This window comes from Streptomyces sp. NPDC088794, from assembly GCF_044750545.1.
Classification (GTDB): Bacteria; Actinomycetota; Actinomycetes; order Streptomycetales; family Streptomycetaceae; genus Streptomyces.
In genome coordinates, this window is record NZ_JBIVKB010000012.1 from 326,745 (window position 1) to 345,223 (window position 18,479).

Annotated in this window: 17 protein-coding genes and 1 pseudogene; 8 read left to right on the top strand and 10 right to left on the bottom strand. The window is 72.3% G+C overall.

The window, feature by feature from the left end; genetic code table 11:
• Window positions 1-76: 76 nt before the first annotated feature.
• Window positions 77-1,102, top strand: a complete 1,026-nt coding sequence (locus ACIP6U_RS31240) for an Lrp/AsnC family transcriptional regulator (RefSeq protein ID WP_401724696.1) — start codon at window positions 77-79, stop codon at window positions 1,100-1,102.
• Between the two features lie 38 nt (window positions 1,103-1,140).
• Here ACIP6U_RS31240 and ACIP6U_RS31245 read toward each other — a convergent pair whose 3' ends face one another.
• A complete protein-coding gene (locus tag ACIP6U_RS31245; RefSeq protein WP_401724698.1) occupies window positions 1,141-1,788 on the bottom strand; it encodes a TetR/AcrR family transcriptional regulator in 648 nt (215 codons plus the stop codon).
• A gap of 98 nt (window positions 1,789-1,886) precedes the next feature.
• Between ACIP6U_RS31245 and ACIP6U_RS31250 the strand changes: the two genes are divergently transcribed.
• The 3 genes and pseudogenes from ACIP6U_RS31250 to ACIP6U_RS31260 all read left to right on the top strand — a co-directional run.
• Window positions 1,887-2,777, top strand: a complete 891-nt coding sequence (locus ACIP6U_RS31250) for an ABC transporter ATP-binding protein (RefSeq protein ID WP_401724701.1) — start codon at window positions 1,887-1,889, stop codon at window positions 2,775-2,777.
• Window positions 2,764-3,525 carry an ABC transporter permease gene (locus tag ACIP6U_RS31255; RefSeq protein ID WP_401724704.1) on the top strand — a complete coding sequence of 254 codons (762 nt, stop codon included), beginning with the start codon at window positions 2,764-2,766 and terminating at the stop codon, window positions 3,523-3,525. Before ACIP6U_RS31250 ends, ACIP6U_RS31255 begins: the two co-directional genes overlap by 14 nt.
• A 132-nt stretch (window positions 3,526-3,657) precedes the next feature.
• Window positions 3,658-4,452 (top strand): annotated as a pseudogene (locus ACIP6U_RS31260) (MHYT domain-containing protein); the annotation flags it as partial.
• Window positions 4,453-4,914: 462 nt separating this feature from the next.
• Here the strand turns inward: ACIP6U_RS31260 and ACIP6U_RS31265 are convergent.
• Window positions 4,915-7,206, bottom strand: a complete 2,292-nt coding sequence (locus ACIP6U_RS31265; protein WP_401724707.1) for a zinc-dependent metalloprotease — start codon at window positions 7,204-7,206, stop codon at window positions 4,915-4,917.
• Between the two features lie 143 nt (window positions 7,207-7,349).
• Between ACIP6U_RS31265 and ACIP6U_RS31270 the strand changes: the two genes are divergently transcribed.
• A complete protein-coding gene (locus ACIP6U_RS31270) occupies window positions 7,350-8,378 on the top strand; it encodes an LLM class flavin-dependent oxidoreductase (RefSeq protein WP_401724710.1) in 1,029 nt (342 codons plus the stop codon).
• A gap of 36 nt (window positions 8,379-8,414) precedes the next feature.
• Here ACIP6U_RS31270 and ACIP6U_RS31275 read toward each other — a convergent pair whose 3' ends face one another.
• The gene (locus ACIP6U_RS31275) at window positions 8,415-9,494 is read right to left on the bottom strand and encodes a TauD/TfdA dioxygenase family protein (RefSeq protein ID WP_401724713.1); all 1,080 of its coding nucleotides are present in this window, start codon (window positions 9,492-9,494) and stop codon (window positions 8,415-8,417) included.
• A 165-nt stretch (window positions 9,495-9,659) separates the two neighbouring features.
• Between ACIP6U_RS31275 and ACIP6U_RS31280 the strand changes: the two genes are divergently transcribed.
• Both ACIP6U_RS31280 and ACIP6U_RS31285 read left to right on the top strand, forming a co-directional pair.
• Window positions 9,660-10,490 (top strand): aldo/keto reductase, encoded by an 831-nt coding sequence (locus ACIP6U_RS31280; RefSeq protein ID WP_401724715.1) that lies wholly within the window; start codon window positions 9,660-9,662, stop codon window positions 10,488-10,490.
• Window positions 10,491-10,612: 122 nt separating this feature from the next.
• Window positions 10,613-11,047 (top strand): cupin domain-containing protein, encoded by a 435-nt coding sequence (locus ACIP6U_RS31285; RefSeq protein WP_401724718.1) that lies wholly within the window; start codon window positions 10,613-10,615, stop codon window positions 11,045-11,047.
• A gap of 47 nt (window positions 11,048-11,094) precedes the next feature.
• Here the strand turns inward: ACIP6U_RS31285 and ACIP6U_RS31290 are convergent, their stop codons facing one another.
• The 4 genes from ACIP6U_RS31290 to ACIP6U_RS31305 all read right to left on the bottom strand — a co-directional run bounded on the left by ACIP6U_RS31290 (window position 11,095) and on the right by ACIP6U_RS31305 (window position 15,153).
• Window positions 11,095-13,428 (bottom strand): SpoIIE family protein phosphatase, encoded by a 2,334-nt coding sequence (locus ACIP6U_RS31290; protein WP_401724721.1) that lies wholly within the window; start codon window positions 13,426-13,428, stop codon window positions 11,095-11,097.
• 76 nt (window positions 13,429-13,504) lie between these two features.
• Window positions 13,505-13,972: a peroxiredoxin gene (locus ACIP6U_RS31295; protein ID WP_401724724.1), complete on the bottom strand. Its 468-nt coding sequence runs from the start codon at window positions 13,970-13,972 to the stop codon at window positions 13,505-13,507.
• Window positions 13,969-14,349 carry a DoxX family protein gene (locus tag ACIP6U_RS31300; protein ID WP_401724727.1) on the bottom strand — a complete coding sequence of 127 codons (381 nt, stop codon included), beginning with the start codon at window positions 14,347-14,349 and terminating at the stop codon, window positions 13,969-13,971. Before ACIP6U_RS31300 ends, ACIP6U_RS31295 begins: the two co-directional genes overlap by 4 nt.
• A 66-nt stretch (window positions 14,350-14,415) precedes the next feature.
• Window positions 14,416-15,153 (bottom strand): AraC family transcriptional regulator, encoded by a 738-nt coding sequence (locus ACIP6U_RS31305; RefSeq protein WP_401724729.1) that lies wholly within the window; start codon window positions 15,151-15,153, stop codon window positions 14,416-14,418.
• Between the two features lie 111 nt (window positions 15,154-15,264).
• Between ACIP6U_RS31305 and ACIP6U_RS31310 the strand changes: the two genes are divergently transcribed.
• Window positions 15,265-16,449, top strand: coding sequence for an MFS transporter (locus ACIP6U_RS31310; RefSeq protein WP_401724732.1), 1,185 nt, complete (start codon window positions 15,265-15,267; stop codon window positions 16,447-16,449).
• Window positions 16,450-16,452: 3 nt separating this feature from the next.
• Here the strand turns inward: ACIP6U_RS31310 and ACIP6U_RS31315 are convergent, their stop codons facing one another.
• From ACIP6U_RS31315 to ACIP6U_RS31325, 3 genes are all read right to left on the bottom strand, one after another.
• Window positions 16,453-16,974 carry a MarR family winged helix-turn-helix transcriptional regulator gene (locus tag ACIP6U_RS31315; protein WP_401724735.1) on the bottom strand — a complete coding sequence of 174 codons (522 nt, stop codon included), beginning with the start codon at window positions 16,972-16,974 and terminating at the stop codon, window positions 16,453-16,455.
• Window positions 16,975-17,043: 69 nt separating this feature from the next.
• On the bottom strand, window positions 17,044-18,228 hold the full coding sequence (locus ACIP6U_RS31320; protein WP_401724829.1) for an NAD(P)/FAD-dependent oxidoreductase: 1,185 nt from the start codon (window positions 18,226-18,228) through the stop codon (window positions 17,044-17,046).
• Between the two features lie 2 nt (window positions 18,229-18,230).
• Window positions 18,231-18,425, bottom strand: coding sequence for a ferredoxin (locus ACIP6U_RS31325; protein WP_280881220.1), 195 nt, complete (start codon window positions 18,423-18,425; stop codon window positions 18,231-18,233).
• Window positions 18,426-18,479: the final 54 nt, after the last annotated feature.

Genomic DNA, 18,479 nt, shown 5'->3' on the forward strand with positions numbered 1-18,479 from the left:
AATGGCATCCGAGTGAGAGATTCTCTATACCCTGGATGTAACGGTGGGATTAATCGGCACCCTAAAGTGGAGCACCATGACCCGTCCTCTCCTCGACGAGCTCGACCGGCGCCTCATCGGCGCGCTCCACCTGGCACCCCGGGCCACCTGGGACGACATCGGCGAGATCCTCGCCGCCGACGCCAGCACGCTCAAACGCCGTTACGACCGGTTGCACGAGGCGCGGATGGTCCGCGTGATCGGACAGGCCGACTGGGGCATGCACTCCACGGCCATGCCGGTCCACGTCTTCCTCGACGTCACCGGCGAGACCCCGCTGGCCGTCCTCCACCGACTGCGCGACCTGCCCCACCTCCAGCTGCTGGCACAGATCTCGGGCGACTACCCGCTCTACGCCGTCGTGCACGCCCCGTCCGAGGCGGCCACCAGCGAGGCGATCGACCGGATGTTCTCCGTCCCCGGGGTCCGCCGCGTCAACGCCCTGCCCGCGCTCAGCACCCTGCGCCGGGGCAGGACCTGGGACCCCCAGTCCCTCACGGAGACCGAGCGCGCCGACCTGCTGAAGCTCACCGGCGCCCGCCCCGAGGGCACGGCGACCGCGACACCGCCCGCGAAACCGCTCAGCGAGGGCGAACGCAGCGTCGTCGCCCAACTGCTCCAGGACAGCCGCGCGTCCGCCGCGAGCATCGCCCGCACCGCCGGCCTGGCCACCTCCACCGCGCACCGCGTCGTCCGCCGGGTCCTCGACGAGGGCTGGGTCAAACCGCGCCTGGAGATCGTGTCGGAGTGGCTCGGCTTCCGGACGGCCTTCATCCTCCGGCTGCGCGTGGCTCCGGGTCAGACCCCCGACGTGATGCGCCGCATCGACCGACTCCCCCAGACTCGGCTGGCCGCCCACGTCGCCAGCGACATGTCCGTGCTCGCCACCGGCCTGGTCACCGACCGCTCCGCCCTGGCGCTCTTCGTCGACCACGAACTGGCCGGCATCCCGGGCCTCCTCGCGGTCAGCGTCGACGTCATGCTCGCGGAACCGCGCCGCTACTGGCTGGACCGCGACCTGACCTCGGGCCTCGGCGAATTCCACGCACCGACGCTGCTGTAATCCGCGACGGCGCCGGCGGAACACCCTTCAGCCGGCCGTCACAGCCCGCCGCTCGCTCCCCCCGGCCGAGCGGCCGCCACGATCAGTCGCCTGATGTCGGCCAGGTCGGCCTCGAACTCGGCGGTGAGGTCCACGGGCAGGTCCAGCCATGGCCCGAGCCTGGTGTGGCCCGGAAGTTCGCCGTTCGGGAGCTGACCGCGTCGGCTGCGCGGGTCCACGGGTCCAGGCGAGAAACGGCCCGAGGCCTCGGAGGCGGCGAAACCGATCACGAAGGTGCTGACCAGGCGTTCCAGCCGGGGCACTTCGGATTCCGGGACCCCCGCTTCGATGAGGGCGACGTAGATGATGTCCACCGCCCGGACGCCGTCCGGCGTGACGGCGGGGCGGGCGAAGAGGAGTTGCGCGGCCCAGGGGTGACGCCCGGTCACCTCCCGGACGGCGTACGCGAGGGCGTTGAGCCGCTCGTCCCAGGCCAGGTCCTCGACCGCGCCCGACCGCACCAGCGCCGCGAGCAGGCGTCCGACCATGCCGTCGAGGAGCTCCGCCTTGTCCTTGACGTGCCGGTACAACGCCATCGGCGTCACGCCGACGCGCTCGGCCAGTGCGCGCATGGAGACCGCGTCGAGGCCGTGCTCGTCGGCGATGGCCAGTGCCGCGTCCAGGATCTCTTCCCGTCTCCCACTCATGGGTCTACAGTGTAGACGTATACGGCGTATACACGTGCCGTGTCCCGGATCCGTCGCAGGTCGGATCCGTTGTGGGTCGGACGCCACCTGGAGGGCAGATGCTCGTCGCGGACGGACTGGTGAAGTGCTACGGCCGACGGCATGCGCTCGACGGCTTCGACCTGTCGGTCGCGCCCGGTGAGATCGTCGGCCTGATCGGGCACAACGGCGCCGGCAAGACCACCTTCGTCGAGATCGTCACCGGTCTCGTGCGTCCCGACGCGGGCCGACTCCTCGTCGGGACGCACGACGCCCTGCGGGCCGGCCGCGCCGCACGACGACTGCTCGGCGTGGCCCCACAGGAGTTGGCCCTGTACGGCAGTGTCAGCGTGCGGGAGAACCTGCGGCTGTACGCCGGACTGGCGGGGTTGCGCGGACGGCGCCGGGACGCCGAGATCACCCGTGTCCTGGAGGAGTTGCACCTGACGGCTCTCACGGAGCGGACCGTGGGTGTGCTCTCCGGCGGACAGCGCCGCCGCGTCCAGGCAGCCACCGCCATGGTCGGATCTCCGCCGTTGCTGCTGCTCGACGAGCCCACCGCCGGGGCCGATCCGGAGACGCGGGCGGCCCTGCTGGCCGCCGTCAGGTCCCGCGCCGAGGCCGGTGCCGCCGTGGTCTACACGACGCACTACCTGCCCGAACTCGTCGACCTCGACGCCACGTTGGCGCTCGCGCGGGCCGGGCGGGTCATCGCGCGCGGCACCCAGGAGGAGCTCACCCGCCATCTCCCCGGCGAGCTCAGGGTGTCGTTCGCCGATCCAGCCGAAGCAGAGCTACGGATGTCGACCACGGACCCCGGCGCCGATCTCGCCGCCCTGCTCGCCGCCGGCCGCACACCTTCCTCCGTCGACATCCGCCGCCCGAGCCTGGACGACCTCTACCGGTCCCTCGAATCCACGGAGCAGGAAGATGCCCCAACCGACCCGGAGCCGCACGATGCAGCCGCGTGAGTCCGCCGCCCGCGCAAGTGTCCTGATACGCCACAACGCGCTGCTGATGCTGCGCGAACCCGGCCCGCTGCTCAGCCGGATGATCCTGCCGCTGGTGTTCATCACCCTGCTGCGCCCGCTCTACCTCGCCGCGCAGGGCCGGACGGCCGGCACCGAACAGGCCGTCGTCGGCACGCTGGTCACCTTCTCGCTGCTCGCGCTGAGCATCTCCGGCAGCGCGATCCTCACCGAACGGCTCGCCCACACCTGGGACCTGCTGCGCGGCACACCGCTCCACCCCGCGGAGCTGCTCGCAGGCAAGGCCGTCCCCGTCTTCGCGGCGCTGCTCGCCCAGCAGTTGCTGATCGTCGGCTTCGGCATGGGTGTCCTCGGACTGCGCGTTCCGCATCCGTTCCTGCTGCTGAGCGTCCTGCTGTGCTGGACCTGCGCCCTGCTCGGACTCGGCGCGCTGCTCGGCGTCCTGGTGCGCAGCATGGGCGAACTGTCCGCCGCCTACGACGTCGGCGGCATGCTGCTCAGCAGTGTCGGTGGCGCGCTCGTCCCGCTCAGCGTCCTGCCGGCCTGGGTCTCGGACGTGGCTCCGGCCTCCCCCGGCTACTGGGCGACCCGAGGCCTGCACGCGGCCCTCGCCGGCGGCACGCACACCGTCGCGGCGGCCTGCGGCACGCTCCTCGGCACGGCGCTGATCTGCGGCGCCCTGGCCTCGGTACGCCTGCGGGGCAACAGCGCTCGGCTGGTCGCGCTGTAGACCCCCGTGCGTCCTGAGTGAGCTGCTGATAACCGCGAGTTCACAGCGAACTGCGAGGAAGGGCTTGCTTTAACGGGCCGTGACCGTAACTCTTCACCAACAAGGTGCCTTTGCTCTGGGGGGAGTTGGCGCATGAACGGCACGATCGACGGGTTCCGCTATGGTGCGGTGACCCCGGTGGCGGCCTATTTGATGGCCTGTCTGGGTGGGGCGCTGGGGCTGCGGTGCATCGTCCGCTCCCTGCTCAACGAGGAGTCCTGGAAGCCCGGTTGGCTGGCGCTCGGCGCCGCGTCCATCGGCTGCGGCATCTGGACCATGCACTTCATCGCGATGCTCGGCTTCCAGGTCGAGGAGACCGGGATCCGCTACAACGTGGGGCTGACCGTACTGAGCCTGGGCGTGGCGATCGTCGTGGTCGCCATCGGCGTGTTCATCGTCGGCTATCTGGGCGCCGGCCGGATGACACTGGCGGTCGCCGGTGTCATCACCGGGCTCGGGGTCGCCGCGATGCACTACCTCGGCATGGCGGCCATGCAGCTCAACGGGGACATCCAGTACGACGTGGTCACGGTCGGGCTGTCAGTGCTGATCGCGATCGTCGCCGCGACCGCCGCGCTCTGGGCCGCCGTCTCCATCAGGGGCTTCCTGACGAGCCTCGGAGCCAGCCTGATCATGGGCGTCGCGGTGTCCGGCATGCACTACACGGGCATGGCCGCCGTGGCCGTGCATGTGCACAACGCCGGGAACGGCTCCTACTCGGGCGACTCGCCCACCTCGCTGCTGCTCCCGATGCTCCTGGGACCAGCGGTCTTCCTGCTGCTGGCCGGCGTGGTGGTCATGTTCGACCCGCTGCTGGTCCTCGGCGACGGCGAGTGGAACCGGGGCCCGTCCGCCTCGCCCCGACGCCCCGCCACGGAGACGTCCGAAGCGGGTGACCCTGCCGTCGGACCCGGTACGCGCTCCCGCGGCACCTTCCTCGACCGGTCCGCCGCTGCGGCACGACCTCGCCCGGACGGGCCGGCTTCCCCGTCCTGGCAGTCTCGGGACATCTCCGCGGCCACCGCCGCCGGAGGACGGCGCCGGGATCCGTCCCGGGCCTCGACCGGACGTCCCCCGGAACCTCCCGGGGCAGGCTCCGGACGTCCCACGGAGTCCGGCTCCGGACGTTCCACCGGCGCCGGCGCGGAACGGCCCCCGCGACCGCTCCGGACCACGTCCGAGCCCAAACCCGCGCCGACAACCGCACGTCGGCAGGCACCACCGCCCGCCAACCCGGCGCAGGGACCCTACGGTCCCCCGCAGCAGGCGCCCCGCCCGGCCCCGCCGCGCGCCCAGGAGTGGTAGGCCGCCGAACCCAGCAGCCTGTCGGCGGCCACCCACCCGGCAAAATCAGTTCGGCGCACCGGGCGGCACCCGCGGCAGCGGATCGAGCCGGACCGAGCCGGGGTCGGACAGGAAACGGCCGATCAGGTCGGCGGCCTCACGCCCACCGTCGTCGTCCCGTCGGCCCGCCTCCTCAGCGAACCGACGCAGGGCGGCGCGCAGTTCCGTCTGGGCGATGGCGTGCGAGGCACCGTCCCGGACCACGGTCAGCAGGTGGTTGAGGAGCGTCCAGCCGGCCGTGCGCTGCACCGCCTCTCCGCCGCGCGGTTCCGTCGGGACCGGATCGCTCCGGCGCCAGGTGGTGGCGAGCAGCGCGTCGACCAGGTCGGTGACGCCCGGCACGCCGGGGTCGGTGGCGTGCTGCCAGGCGAGGCGGTTCAACCGGGCCGGTTCCAGGAGCTGTTCGGTGACCAGGGTGACGGCGACGCCGACCGCTCCGAGGGGGTCGAAGATCCGCCCCGCGCCCGTGTCGAGGTACTGGTCGGTGCGCCCGTAGCGGATGGCGGGCGGGGTGAGGGTGTCCAACACGGTGTCGGGCAGCGCGAGTTGCTCGGCGCGCAGGAGCGAGGCCAGCTTGGCGAGCGCCCGTTGCTGAGTGGCGGCCTCGACCACCTCTGTGCCCCGGCTCGCGGCAGTCCCGTCCCCCGCGAGGCCGTACGCGTACCGTACTCCCCCGACCAGTCGCGCCACCGCGGCCACTTCGTGCCGGTGCAGGAGGTACAACAGCGCGAACCGCTCCTCCAGTTCACCGGTCTGCCGCTCGGGCGGCAGCACCCCGCGTGAGAACCCGTCGAGCGCCACGCGGCGGACGCGCGTCATCGTCTCCAGGGCCTGGAGCGGATGGTCGGCCGTCACCCAGGGCACGCCGTCGGCATGGGCGACGTGCGGTCCTTGGCCGTCGTCGTCGGAGACGTAGGCCAACTCCGCGGACTCGCGCCGCAGCCGGGCCAGTTCGACACCCTCGTCCGCATCCTCGCCCGCGAACTGCCCGTAGGCGTGGGCGACCAGGAAGTGGTCCCACGGACCCAGCCCGGTCGAGTAGGCAGCGGACAGGTCGACGCGGCCGTCGTCGCCGACGCGGACACCGGCGTGCGGGTAGTCCATGACCGACGGCTTCGGGTGGGTCGTACTGGCGAAGTTGTGCATGAACCCGAGGGCGTGGCCGATCTCGTGCGCGGCGAGGTGGCGCAGTCGGGCCAGGACCAACTCCTCGACGGCGGCGAGGCGTTCGGCCTCGTCGGGGCGGCCGTAGGGGGCGAGCAGGGCTTCGCCGAGGGCGCGGACCTGCTCGACGCGCTGGGAGCCGAGCCGTACCCGGGCGTGCAGGATCTCGCCGGTGCGCGGGTCGGTCAGCCCCTGACCGAGGGACCAGCCGCGACCGGCCCGGTGCACCCACACCACGCCGTTGACACCCGGCTCGTACGGGTCGAAGCCGTCGCCGCCCTCCTCGACGCGGTAGGCGTCGGGCAGGCCGATCGCCGCGAACGCGTCCCGCCACCAGTTGCCGCCTTCGATCACGGCCGACCGGAGGGGCTCGGGGACGGCCGGGTCGACCTGGAACACGATGGGGGCGGTGCCCGGGCCGACGCGGAACCGGGGCTGGACCTTGACCTGCGTGTCGGCCAGTCCGACGCGGCCGTGGTCGGCGTATCCGACGCCGTAGCCGCCGGAGGCGGGGTGGAAGCGGCGTACCGGCATCGGGTCGGCGGGCAGCCGGATCAGGTTGAGCTGCTGCACGACCGTCACGGCACGCGGGTCGGCGGAGACCGCACGGATCGCGTATCCGCGGCCGGGACCGCGGAGCGTGAGGAGCGCCGGCAGCCGGATGCCGGTGGGGCCGGTGCGGCTGTCGGCGACGAGCGGGAGGCTCAGCGACTCGTCGACGGCGTACTCCCCCTGCTCCTTCTCGTGCAGGTGCTCGGCGATCCGATCGTGGTCGGCGAGGACGAGGCCGGTCGCGTCCACGACGGCCGCGCCGTTCTCCTCGCGCAGCACCGGACCGCTCCACACCACGGACAGCGCGAAGGACTCCCGGCCCGCGCGCACGGCGGCCGCGTCGCCCGAGGTCAGGAAGTGCTTGTTACGGACGACGAACAGCACCCGGTCGCCGGTCCGCCGGAACTCCACGAGTCTCGCCTTGCCCGCCCGGCCCCGGTCCAGCCACAGCTCGCTGGAGCCGAGCCCCTGGGAGAGGGAGACGGTCAGCAGGAAGGGCTCGTCGAAGTGCCGGATGCCCAGGAGCAGCCGGTCGTCCGGGAGTTCGGCGTCGGTGACGAGGTCGATGAAGTCGGCCGGCATGCGTGCCCTTTCGCGGAGAGGTCTCGACGTGATCCTTTCAGGCACGGTTCGCCGGGCGCCGGGCGGGAACAGCGGGAACACTTCACAGGACGATCCGGTTGGCACTGCCGTCCGGACATGATCGAAGAACGACGGAGGAGCCCGTGCCGCCGACCTCACGCCCCTTGCGCAAGCTGGGCTTCCTGACCATCGGCTTGTTCGACGAGGCCGATCCGCGCAAGGGCCACGAGTCCACGCTGGAGATCATCGAACTGGGCGAACGCCTCGGCTTCGACAGCGCGTGGCTGCGCCACCGGCACCTCCAGTACGGCATCTCCTCCCCCGTCGCGATCATGGCGGCCGCCTCGCAGCGCACCAGCCGGATCGAGCTGGGCACGGCGGTCACCCCGCTCGGCTGGGAGAACCCGCTGCGGCTCGCGGAGGATCTGGCGACGGTCGACATCCTGTCCGGCGGGCGCGTCAACCCGGGCGTGAGCGTCGGCCCGCCGATGCACTTCGACCGGGTCAAGGAGGCGCTCTACCCGGACACGGCCGACGTCGAGGACTTCAGCTACGAGCGGGTGCGCAGGTTCGTGGACTTCGTCCGTGGCGAGCCGGCCACCGACTCCGGCGGCGTCGAGGGCTTCGAGGTGTTCTCGGACCGGGTGCAGCCGCACTCCCCCGGCCTCGGCCGGCGCCTCTGGTACGGCGGCGGGAGCCTGGGCTCGGCGCAGTGGGCCGGCGAGAACGGGATGAACTTCCTGACGAGCAGCGTCGTCAAGGCCGAAGCGGAGCAGGGGCCTTGGGACTTCGCCGAGATCCAGCTCTCCCTCATCCGCGCCTTCCGCGCCCACCACCCGGACGGCGACGCGGCCCGCGTCTCGCACGGCCTCGTCGTCATCCCCACCGACTCCGCCTCGCCCGAACAGCGCGCGAAATACGAGGAGTTCGTGGCCAGGCGCACCCCGCGCACCACGTCACCGCAGGGGCCGGCGCGGCTGCTGTTCGCGCCGGACATCGTCGGCACCTCCGAGGAGATCGCCGAACGGCTCCACGCGCACGTCGCGTTCCGCGAGGTCGACGAGGTCGCGTTCGCGCTGCCGTTCACCTTCGAGCACGAGGACTACGTGCAGATCCTGACCGACATGGCGACGAAGCTGGGCCCGGCGCTGGGCTGGCGGCCCGCCGGGTGACCGATCGGCCGGCGACCCACCCCGCTCGCCGTCGCCTCACCAGCGGCCGGGCTCCGTGCCCACCACCGCCTGGGACGGCCTGCCGTCCACGCCGACGGGCACGTCACCGGTGAGCATCACCCGGTGCATGATCCGGGGGTGGCCGAGGTGCGCGTTGTCGCTGGGGGCGAGGTGGATGGTGGCCCGGTTGTCCCAGAAGGCCACGCTGCCCGGCTCCCAGCGGAACCGGACCGTGTACTCGGGCCGGGTCGCCTGCTCGAGCAGCATGTCGAGGATCGCGGCACTCTCCGGCCGGGAGATGTCGGCGATCTGCTCCAGGTAGTAGCCGTTGACGAAGAGCACCCGCTCCCCCGTCTCCGGGTGGACCCGCACCAACGGGTGCACGGAGGCGACCTGATGGTCCAGCAGATGACGTACGTACGAGTCGTCACCGGGCCTCGGCTGGTAACCGACGCCCAGCCGGTGCTCGGCCCGCAGTCCGGCCACGAACTCCCGTACGGGGCCGGAGAGTCCGGCGTACGCGGCGGCCAGGTTCGACCAGGTCGTGTCGCCCCCGTAGGGCGGTACGGTCTCGGCGCGCAGGATCGTCGCCGCCGGCGGGTCGACGCGGGCGCCGTGGTCGCAGTGCCAGCCGCGCAGCAGTGTGTGCCGGCGGCGTTGCAGCCACTCGTCGTGCTCCATCCCGAACTTCCCGCCCAGTTCCAGCCGGTCGGCGGTCGTCTCCACCTCGGGAAAGTCCGGCGGCGAGGCGCTCCCGCGCTTGCCCAGCACCACGGGCTCCCCGAAGCGCCGCGCGAACGCGACGTGCCCCACGTGGTCCAGCCGCTGCCCCCGGAAGAACACCACCTTCCAGCGCAGCACCGCCGCCCGGATCGCGGCGACCACGGCGTCGTCGAGATCACCGGCCAGATCGACACCGCCGATCTCGGCACCGATGTGCCCGGCGACCGGACGCACCTCGATCCCGGCGGCCCCGATCTCCGCGACTCCGGAAGCTCCGGTCCCTGAGGTCCTGCTCTCCGCAGCTCTGGCCTCGGCGGCTTCGATCCCCGGGGCCCCGGCCCTCGCGGCTCCTATCTTCGCGGCCTGACCCGCCATGTCCCGCCCTGATGTCATACGTGCTCCGATGGTCGTCCGTCGGCTCCCGGGGAGAGCCCCAGGAGGAGTCCCAGGAAGATCGTGTCAGCCTTTGCCGCGCGTGGCGACGGTGCCGTCCGGTTGATCGCCGCGTGGGACATCCGTAAGGGTGGAGGTACGACACAGTCGAGGAAAGGCCCCACGGTGATCAGCATCCCGACGCACACGCTCAACGACGGCACCACGCTCCCCGCCGTCGGCCTCGGTACCTGGCCGATGAGCGACGCCGAGGCGGAACGCGCCGTCTCCGAGGCCCTCGGCCTGGGCTACCGCCTGGTCGACACGGCCACCAACTACCGCAACGAGTCCGGAGTGGGCCTCGGTGTCTCCCGCAGCGGAATCCCCCGCGAGGAGGTGGTGGTGACGACGAAACTGCCGGGCCGCCACCATGGGTACGAGGAGACGCTCACGTCCTTCGAGGAGTCCCGTCGGCGCCTCGGCCTGGAGTACGTGGACCTGTATCTGATCCACTGGCCGCTGCCCCGCGTCGACAAGTACGTCGACTCCTGGCGCGCCATGATCAAGCTCCGCGAGGACGGTCTGGTCCGCTCGATCGGCGTCTCCAACTTCACGCCGCAGCACGTCGAGCGGCTGGAGAAGGAGACCGGGGTCCTGCCGTCCGTGAACCAGATCGAGCTGCACCCGTTCCTCCCGCAGGAGGAGCTGCGCGCGTTCGGCACCGCCAAGGGCATCGTCACCGAGAGCTGGAGCCCGCTCGGCCGCGGTTCGAGCCTGCTCGAGGACCCGGTCGTCATCACCGTCGCCGAGGCCTTCGGCGTGACGCCCGGCCAGGTGGTCCTGCGCTGGCACACGCAGTTGGGCGCGGTCCCGATCCCGAAGTCGGCCAACCCCGAGCGGCAGCGCGAGAACCTCGACATCTTCGGGTTCACCCTGGGCGAGGCCCAGTTGCACGCCATTGCCGACCGCGCCCACCGGCGGCTGGGCGGGGATCCCGAGGTGCACGAGGAGTTCTGAACCGCGAGGGCGGTACCGCCGATTCCACGCCGACTTCGATCATTCGGGCCCCAACCGCCGTTCCGGGCCCCTATGTTCACGGCGGTACCCGATCTTCGTCCCTCGTCCTGGAAGGTCTCCGCATGCGCAACGCGCTCCGTACCGCCGTCGTCGGGGCGGTCGTCTCCGGCACTGTCCTGACCTGCGGCTCCGCAGGCGCCACCCCGCCGGGCCCTGGGGTGACCGCACGGCTGATCAGCCAGACCACCGTCGGGGACACCGACTACGTCCTGCGGGAGATCACCGTTCCGCCAGGTCAGGCCACCGGCTGGCACTACCACGACGGCCCGGTCTACGGCTTCGTGCAGCAGGGCACGCTCACGCACTACCACTCGGACTGCGCCCAGGACGGCGTGTACCGCAAGGGCACCACCGTCCGTGAGCCGGGCGGCCCGAGCGATGTGCACATCGGCCGTAACGAGGGCACCAAGCCGCTGGTGCTGGACGTGCTCTACGTCCTGCCGCACGGCGCGCCGTTCTCGGAGGACGTGCCGAACCCGGGCTGCTCGTTCGAGTGATCAGGTCGGCCGATGACCTGGTCGGCCGATGACCAATCGGTCAACGATCAGTCGGGCAGCGGCTGTTCGGCCCAGATCGTCTTGCCGCTGCCCGTCTGCCGGCTGCCCCAGCGCTGGGTGAGCTGGGCGACCAGCAGCAGTCCGCGCCCACCCTCGTCGAAGGCGTGCGCCCGGCGCAGGTGCGGCGAGGTGGAACTGCCGTCGGAAACCTCGCAGATGAGGGTGCGGTCGCGGATCAGACGGAGTTGGACGGGCGCTGTGCCGTACCGGATCGCGTTGGTGACCAGTTCGCTGACGACGAGTTCGGTGACGAAGGCAGCCTCGTCCAGACCCCAGGCCGTCAGCTGTTCGGTGGCGGCCTGCCGGGCGGCGGCGACCTGGGCGGGGTCCGGTTCGATGTCCCAGGTGGCGATCCGGTCCGCGCCCAAGGCGCGGGTGCGGGCGACGAGGAGGGCCACGTCGTCGCCGGGTTCCTCCGGCAGAACGGCCTTCAGGACGGTGTCGCAGAGGGTGTCGAGAGTGTCGGTGCGGGCGCTGAGCGCGCGGCACAGTTCGGCGGTGGCGTGGTCGACGTCCCGGTCGCGGTCCTCGATCAGACCGTCCGTGTAGAGGGCGACGACGGAGCCCTCGGGCAGCTCCAGTTCGACCGACTCGAAGGGCAGACCGCCGACGCCGAGCGGCGGTCCCGCGGTCATCTCCACGAGGTGCGCGGTGCCGTCGGGCAGTAGGACCGCGGGCGGTGGATGGCCGGCGGCGGCGAGGGTGAGACGGCGCGATACCGGGTCGTAGACGGCGTAGAGACAGGTGGCGCCGAGTTCGGCGACCTCGTCGCCCGCCTCGTCCGAGCCCAGGTGGGTGACCAGGTCGTCGAGGTGGGTCAGCAGTTCGTCGGGCGGGAGGTCCACGTCGGCGAGGGTGCGCACGGCCGTGCACAGGCGGCCCATGGTGGCGGAGGAGGCGATGCCGTGGCCGACCACGTCGCCGACGACCAGGGCGACCCGGCTGCCGGACAGCGGGATCACGTCGAACCAGTCGCCGCCGATGCCGGCCAGGGATCCGGAGGGCAGATAGCGGTGGGCCACCTCGACGGCCGCCTGTCCGGGCAGGCCCCTGGGCAGCAGGCTGTGCTGGAGGGCCAGCGCGATGGTGCGTTCGCGGGCGAAGCGCCGGGCGTTGTCGACGCAGACGGCGGCCCGGCTGGCTAGTTCCTCGGCCAGGACGCCGTCGTCGGCGACGTAGTCGTCGGGATGGCCGATGCGGACGCCGACGGCGACGCCCAGCGTGGTGCCGCGGGCGCGCAGGGGCACCGCAAGCATGGAGTGGACGCCTTCGCGGTAGCGCCGTCCGGCGGGTTCCTGCGCGTTGCGCTGGGCGACCCAGCCCACGAACTCCGGCTCGCCCGCCTGGCTGATCACCGCCCGCCCCTCCCGCAGCGCCCGCACGGGCGGCGAGGCGGCGGGATGGACGTCCGCCTCGCCCAGGTGCACGACGGCCTCGGGCGTGCCCTCGGTGACCGAGCCGTGGGCGACCCGGCGCAGCACGACCTCGCCCTCGGGCACCTCGGGGGGTTCGTCCGCCCCGAGGACCCAGTCGAGCAGATCGACGCTCGCGAAGTCGGCGTACCGGGGCACGAGGAGTTCCACCAGTTCCTCGGCGGTGCGCACCACGTCCAGGGTGGTGCCGATGGAGGTGGCCGCCTCGTTCAGCAGGGCCAGCCGCTGCCGGGCCCGGTACTGCTCGCTGCTGTCGAAGGCCGCGAGGGCGACCGCCGTCAGCTCTCCCGACGGCTCCCGTACGGGCGACATCTCGATGTTCCAGGAGTGCTCGCGGTTGCCGGACGGCTCGCCGGTGTAGCTCTCGTAGCGGACCGGTCTGCCGGTCTCGGCCACTTCGCGCAGATGGCTCAGGAATCCCTGGCTGTGCTCGGCGTCCTCGACGGTCTCGGGGAAGTGCCGGCCGAGCAGTGCCTCCTCCGATACGCCCATGACCTGGCAGGCGATGCCGTTGAGCCGCAGATAGCGCTGGCGGGTGTCGAAGACGGACATCGACATGGACGCCTGCTCGAAGGCCCGGTCGGCCAGAGTCGCGGGCGCCGGGGACCGGGCCGTGATCACATGACCGCCCGGTGCGCCGTCCGCGCCGAGCACGGCGCAGGCGCTGAGCGCGATCCGCACCGGCGAGCCGTCCCGATGCCGGAGCACGACCGTCCCGTTCAACGCGGCCACGGCCTCGGGCGCGGGCTCCTCGGCGAGCAGCTCCCGCGCCGGCCGCCCCACGGCTTCCTCGGCGGGGTACCCCGTCAGCAACCGGGCACCCTCGCTCCACCCCGTGACGATGCCCCGGGCATCGACGATCGCCGCAGCCGCGGACGCGTGCTCCATATCCCTCAGGATGGTTGCTTTGTCCCACCGGTACAACCGAAACGGAGGACCGGCGAGGCCCTCCGTTTCGGCGACGTCACGCCTTGTGCGCGCGCAGGGCGGCGAGGGCCCGGTCGGCGTGGGTGTTCATCCGCAGTTCGCTGCGCACGATCTCAAGGACCGTACGGTCCTGGGCGATGACGAACGTGGCCCGCTTGGTCGGCACCATGGTGAAGCCGCGCTTCACACCGAACAGCTCCCGGATCGTCCCGTCCACGTCGGACAGCAGCGGCATGCCGAGGGTGTGCTTGCCCGCGAACTCCTGCTGGCGTTCGACCGAGTCCCCGCTGATCCCCACGGGCCGTGCGCCGACGGCCGCGAACTCGGCTGCCAGATCCCGGAAGTGGCAGGCCTCCGCGGTGCAGCCCGCGGAGAGGGCGGCCGGGTAGAAGAAGAGCACGATCGGTCCGTCGGCGAGCAGGTCGGACAGGGTCCGTGGCGTGCCCGTCTCGTCCGGCAGCTCGAAGTCCTCGATCTTGTCACCGACGTTCAGGCGGTCGCTCACGATTGTCCCTCCGCGTTCTTGGCCACACTGCGCGCCCATAGTACGAGGGGCACCTGGAGCGGCAGTCGCCCGATCGCCGCCGCCTTGAGCGGAGCGGGGCGGTGCCGCCAGTCCACGGCCATCTTCACGTTCGCCGGGAACACGCCGACGAAGAGCGCGGCGGTGGCGAGCGCCGCGGTCCTACGGGTGCGCGGCGCCAATAGGCCTGCGGCGAGGGCGAGTTCGACCGCGCCGCTGGCGTACGTCCATGTTCTGGGCGTGCCCGGAAGGGACTTCGGGACGATCATGTCGTAGGGGCGCGGCGTGACGAAGTGGGTGACGCCTGCGGCGGCCATCAGGCCGGCGAGCAGCAGGGGCGAGCGTGGGGACCGGGGCACGGTTCCTCCTCTGGAGTCCTGCCGGGCGATGTTACCGGAGGGTAAGAGGAGCGGTGTCGGCGGTACCTAGCCGCGGCGGTTGTGAGTGCCGGGGGTGTAGCCGAAGGAGCGGTGGAAGACGTCGATGAAGGCGCTGGTGGAGGACCAGCCGCAGCGGTGGGCGACGGTGGTGACGGGGATGTCGTCGGCCAGCATGCGCAGGGCGTGGTAGAGCCGGGACTGGGTGCGCCACTGCGGGAAGGTCATGCCGAACTCGCGGCGGAACAGCCGGCTGAGGGTGCGTTCGCCGGCTCCGGTCGCGGCGCCGAGCGCGGCGAGGGTGCGGGGGTCGGCCGGGTTCGCGTGGACGGTCTCGCACACGGCGGCCAGCCGCGGATCGCTCGGGGTGGGCAGCCGCATCGGCTGCTGCGGTGAGGCCCGGAGCTGGTCGCGCAGGACGGCGAGCAGACGGTGCCGTTCCAGGGTGTGGGCGTCGGGGTCGCGGGTGTAGGCGAGGATCAGTTCGCGCAGCAGCGGGCTGACGGCGAGCACGCTCGGGGCGTCGAGTCCGAGCGGGTTGTCGTCGGCGGGCAGTCCGACCAGGTGCAGGTCGAGGTGCCCGTGGGCGCGGTGCGCGTGCACGGTGCCCGCCGGGACCCAGAGGGCGCGGGTCCCCGGGGCGAACCAGGTGCCGGCATCGGTGGTGACGGCCAGGACGCCCGACCCCGCGTAGACGATCTGGTGCTCGTCGTGCCGGTGGGCGTCGATGATCTCGCCGGCGGCCAGGCTGCGGGCGTGCGTGGGCGCCTTCGGCAGGTGGTGCACGGGTAGCGGGAGGTCCGCACGGGGACCCTGTCGGGAGTCTTGGCGGGTGTTCGACACAATCAGGCAGATTATCGGAAGTAAGCCACACCGCAACGTCGGGACGATCGAAGGGTGCCCACAAACCGGAACCGCCCCCTCACCCTGCTGACCCTCGGTCACTCCTGCGTCGACGTCTACCAGGGGGCCGTCGCCGCGCTCGTGCCGTTCTTCGTGTCGGAACGCGCCTACTCCTATGCCGCCACCTCCGGGATCGTCCTGGCCGCCTCCCTCCTGTCGTCGGTGGTCCAGCCGCTGTTCGGCGCGCTCACCGACCGCTGGCCCATGCCGTGGCTGCTCCCGCTCAGCGCCCTGACCGGCGGCACCGGCGTCGCCCTGTGCGGGGTCGGCGACTCCTACGCGCTCACCCTGGCGGCGGTCGCCGTGTCCGGGATCGGCGTCGCCGCCTATCACCCGGAGGCGGCACGGGCGGCCCGCGCGGTCTCCGGGAGCGGCAACACGGGGATGGGCTGGTTCTCGCTGGGCGGCAATGTCGGTTTCGCGGCGGCGCCCCTGCTCGTGGCGGCCGTCGTGGCCACCGGAGGCCTGCGTACCTCTCCCCTGCTGGTCGTCCCGGCGGTCGTGGGGGCGGCCCTGTGCGCGGCGGCGGTGCGCTCGTCGCGCGACGAGGCCGGAACCGCCCGTAGGACGAAGGCGTCCGGCACCGACGACTGGCCGTCGTTCCTGCGGCTGACGGGTGCGATCGTCTGCCGCTCGATCGTCTTCGTCGGCCTGAGCGCGTTCATCTCGCTCTACGTCCGTCAGCGGACCGGCGGCGGCGAACCGGCCGGCACGGCCGCGCTGTTCGTCCTCTACGGGGGCGGTGCGCTGGGGACGGTGGCCGGGGGCCGGCTCGCCGACCGGTACGGGCGGGTCTCGGTGGTCCGGCGGTCGTACGTGGCGACCGTCGTCGCCGTCGCCGGGGTGGTCCTGGTGCCGGGCCCGGCGGTCTTCCTGTTCGTCGCGCTCGCCTCGGCGGGCCTGTACGTCCCCTTCTCGCTGCATGTCACGCTCGGCCAGGACTATCTGCCGCGGCGCGTGGGCACCGCGAGCGGAGTGACGCTGGGTCTCACCGTGAGCGTCGGAGGCCTCGCCACGCCGGGCATCGGGGCACTCGCCGACGCCACGTCCCTGCAGACGGCACTGCTCCCCCTGATCGTGCTGCCCGCGCTGGGCGGGCTCCTGCTGGCGGGCCTGCGCGAGCCGACTCCCCCGACGCCCGCGCCCGCGGCGCCGCGCCGGTCCGCCACGCAGGTGTGAGGGTCAGGCCTGGGCGACGGCGGGCTCGTCCGTGTCCTCGTCGACGGCGTAGGCGAGGAAGTCGTCGACCATACGGTGGAAGAGCGTGGCCAGCTGGCGCAGCTCCTCCGGCGACCAGTCGGCCAGGGCCAGCTGCATACCGCGCGAACCTGCGTCCCGGACGCGGTCTATGGCCTGCTGCCCCTTCTCGGTGAGCTCGATGCGCTGGGCGCGGCGGTCGACCGGGTCGGGGACCCGGTCGACGTAACCGGACTTCTGCAGCTGCTGCACGGTGCGGGTGACATGGGACGCCTCCACCCCGAGCCGGTTGGCCAGCTCCCCGGGGCGCAGCGGCTCCGAGTCGGCGACCTGCCGCAGGAGCGCCACGGCGGCGCGGTCCAGCGGGACGCCGGCCAGGGCCATCAGGCGCTCGTGCTGCCGGGACCGGGTGCTCAGGTAAGTGATGCGGGTGAGCGCGCGCTCGATCTCGACCACTTCCTCCGACGCGGGTGTGTCGGGGACTTCGGGGAGCGGTGGTGTGGGCATGCGATCCACTTTACCATCTTGTTGCGTAACTCAAGTAATCTGCCGCGCGGGCCACCGCTCCCCCTCGGCTCAGCCCTCGCCCACCGCGGCCGCCACGCGCACCGCCTCTTCCCAGGCCGTCCCCGTCGCGATCGCCTGCCGCCACTGCCGGATGACCTTGGGCGGCATCCCGACCGAGAGCACGCCGGCCACCCGCTCGCCGGTGCGGTACACGGCGACGAACCGGCGCTCGGCCAATTCGCCCTCCACCACGGCGACTTCGTCGTGGCCGCGCAGATGGCCGTACGCCTGGATCTTCATGTCGTACTGGTCGGACCAGAAGTACGGCACCGGGGCGAAGGGCTTGCGGGCGTCCTCGCGGAGCAGGTTGCGGGCGGCGGCCATGCCCTGTTCGGCGGCGTTGGTGCGGTGCTCGATCCGCATCGAGGTGCCGAACAGGGGGTTGTACCAGCGGGCGACGTCCCCGGCCGCGTACACGTTCCGGGCCACCTCGCAGTACTCGTCGCAGACGACACCGTCGCCCAGCGGCAGGCCGCTGCTCTCCAGCCACTCGGTGTTGGGCCGGGAGCCGACGGCGACGAGGACCTCGTCGGCCTCGACGATCTCACCGTTCGCGAGCCGCACCCCGTCCTCGGTCACCTCGCTGACGCGCACCCCGCAGCGCAGGTCCACGCCCCGGTCGACGTGCGCGCGGGTGAGCAGTTCGCCGACCCGCGTTCCGACGGCGTGCGCCAGCGGCACGGGGGCCGGTTCGAGGAGGGTCACGTGCGCGCCGAGCCGCCGGGCCACGGCGGCGGCCTCCGCACCGAGGAAGCCGGCGCCGACGATCACCAGCCGTACTCCGAAACGGAGTTGCTCCCGCAGCGTCAGGGCGTCGTCCAGGGTGCGCAGCACGTGCGCGCCCTCGCCCGGAAGCCGACGCGGCCGTACACCGGTGGCCAGGACCAGCCCGTCGTACGGCAGTTGGGCACCGTCCGCCAACCGCACGACCCGGTCGGTGAGTTCGAGACCGGTCGCCGCCACGCCGAGGCGCAGGTCGAGGTCGAGCGCCGCCAGGTCGGCGGCGGGCCGCAGGATGAGCCGCTCGGGTTCCCACTCGGCGGACAGCACCTGCTTGGAGAGCGGCGGGCGGTCGTACGGGGCGAGCGGTTCGTCGCCCACGAGGGTGAGGGTGCCGTCGTAGCCCTCGCGGCGCAACGTCTCGGCCGCCGCGAGTCCGGCGGCCGAGGCACCGACGACGACGATCCGGTTCAGGGTCACCGCTCCACCAGACGGATCGCCGCGGCCGGGCAGACCGCCACGGCTTCCCGGACGTCGTCGAGGAGTTCGGGCGCGGGCGTCTCCTCCAGCAGAATCGCGATCCCGTCGTCGTCCTGGTCGAACACGTCCATCGCGGCGACCACGCACTGGCCCGAGGCGACGCATTTGTCGGCTTCGAGTTCCACCTTCATGGAGTTCCCCTTCATCACACGTGGTTCTTGTGGGTCTGCGGGACGGGCACACCG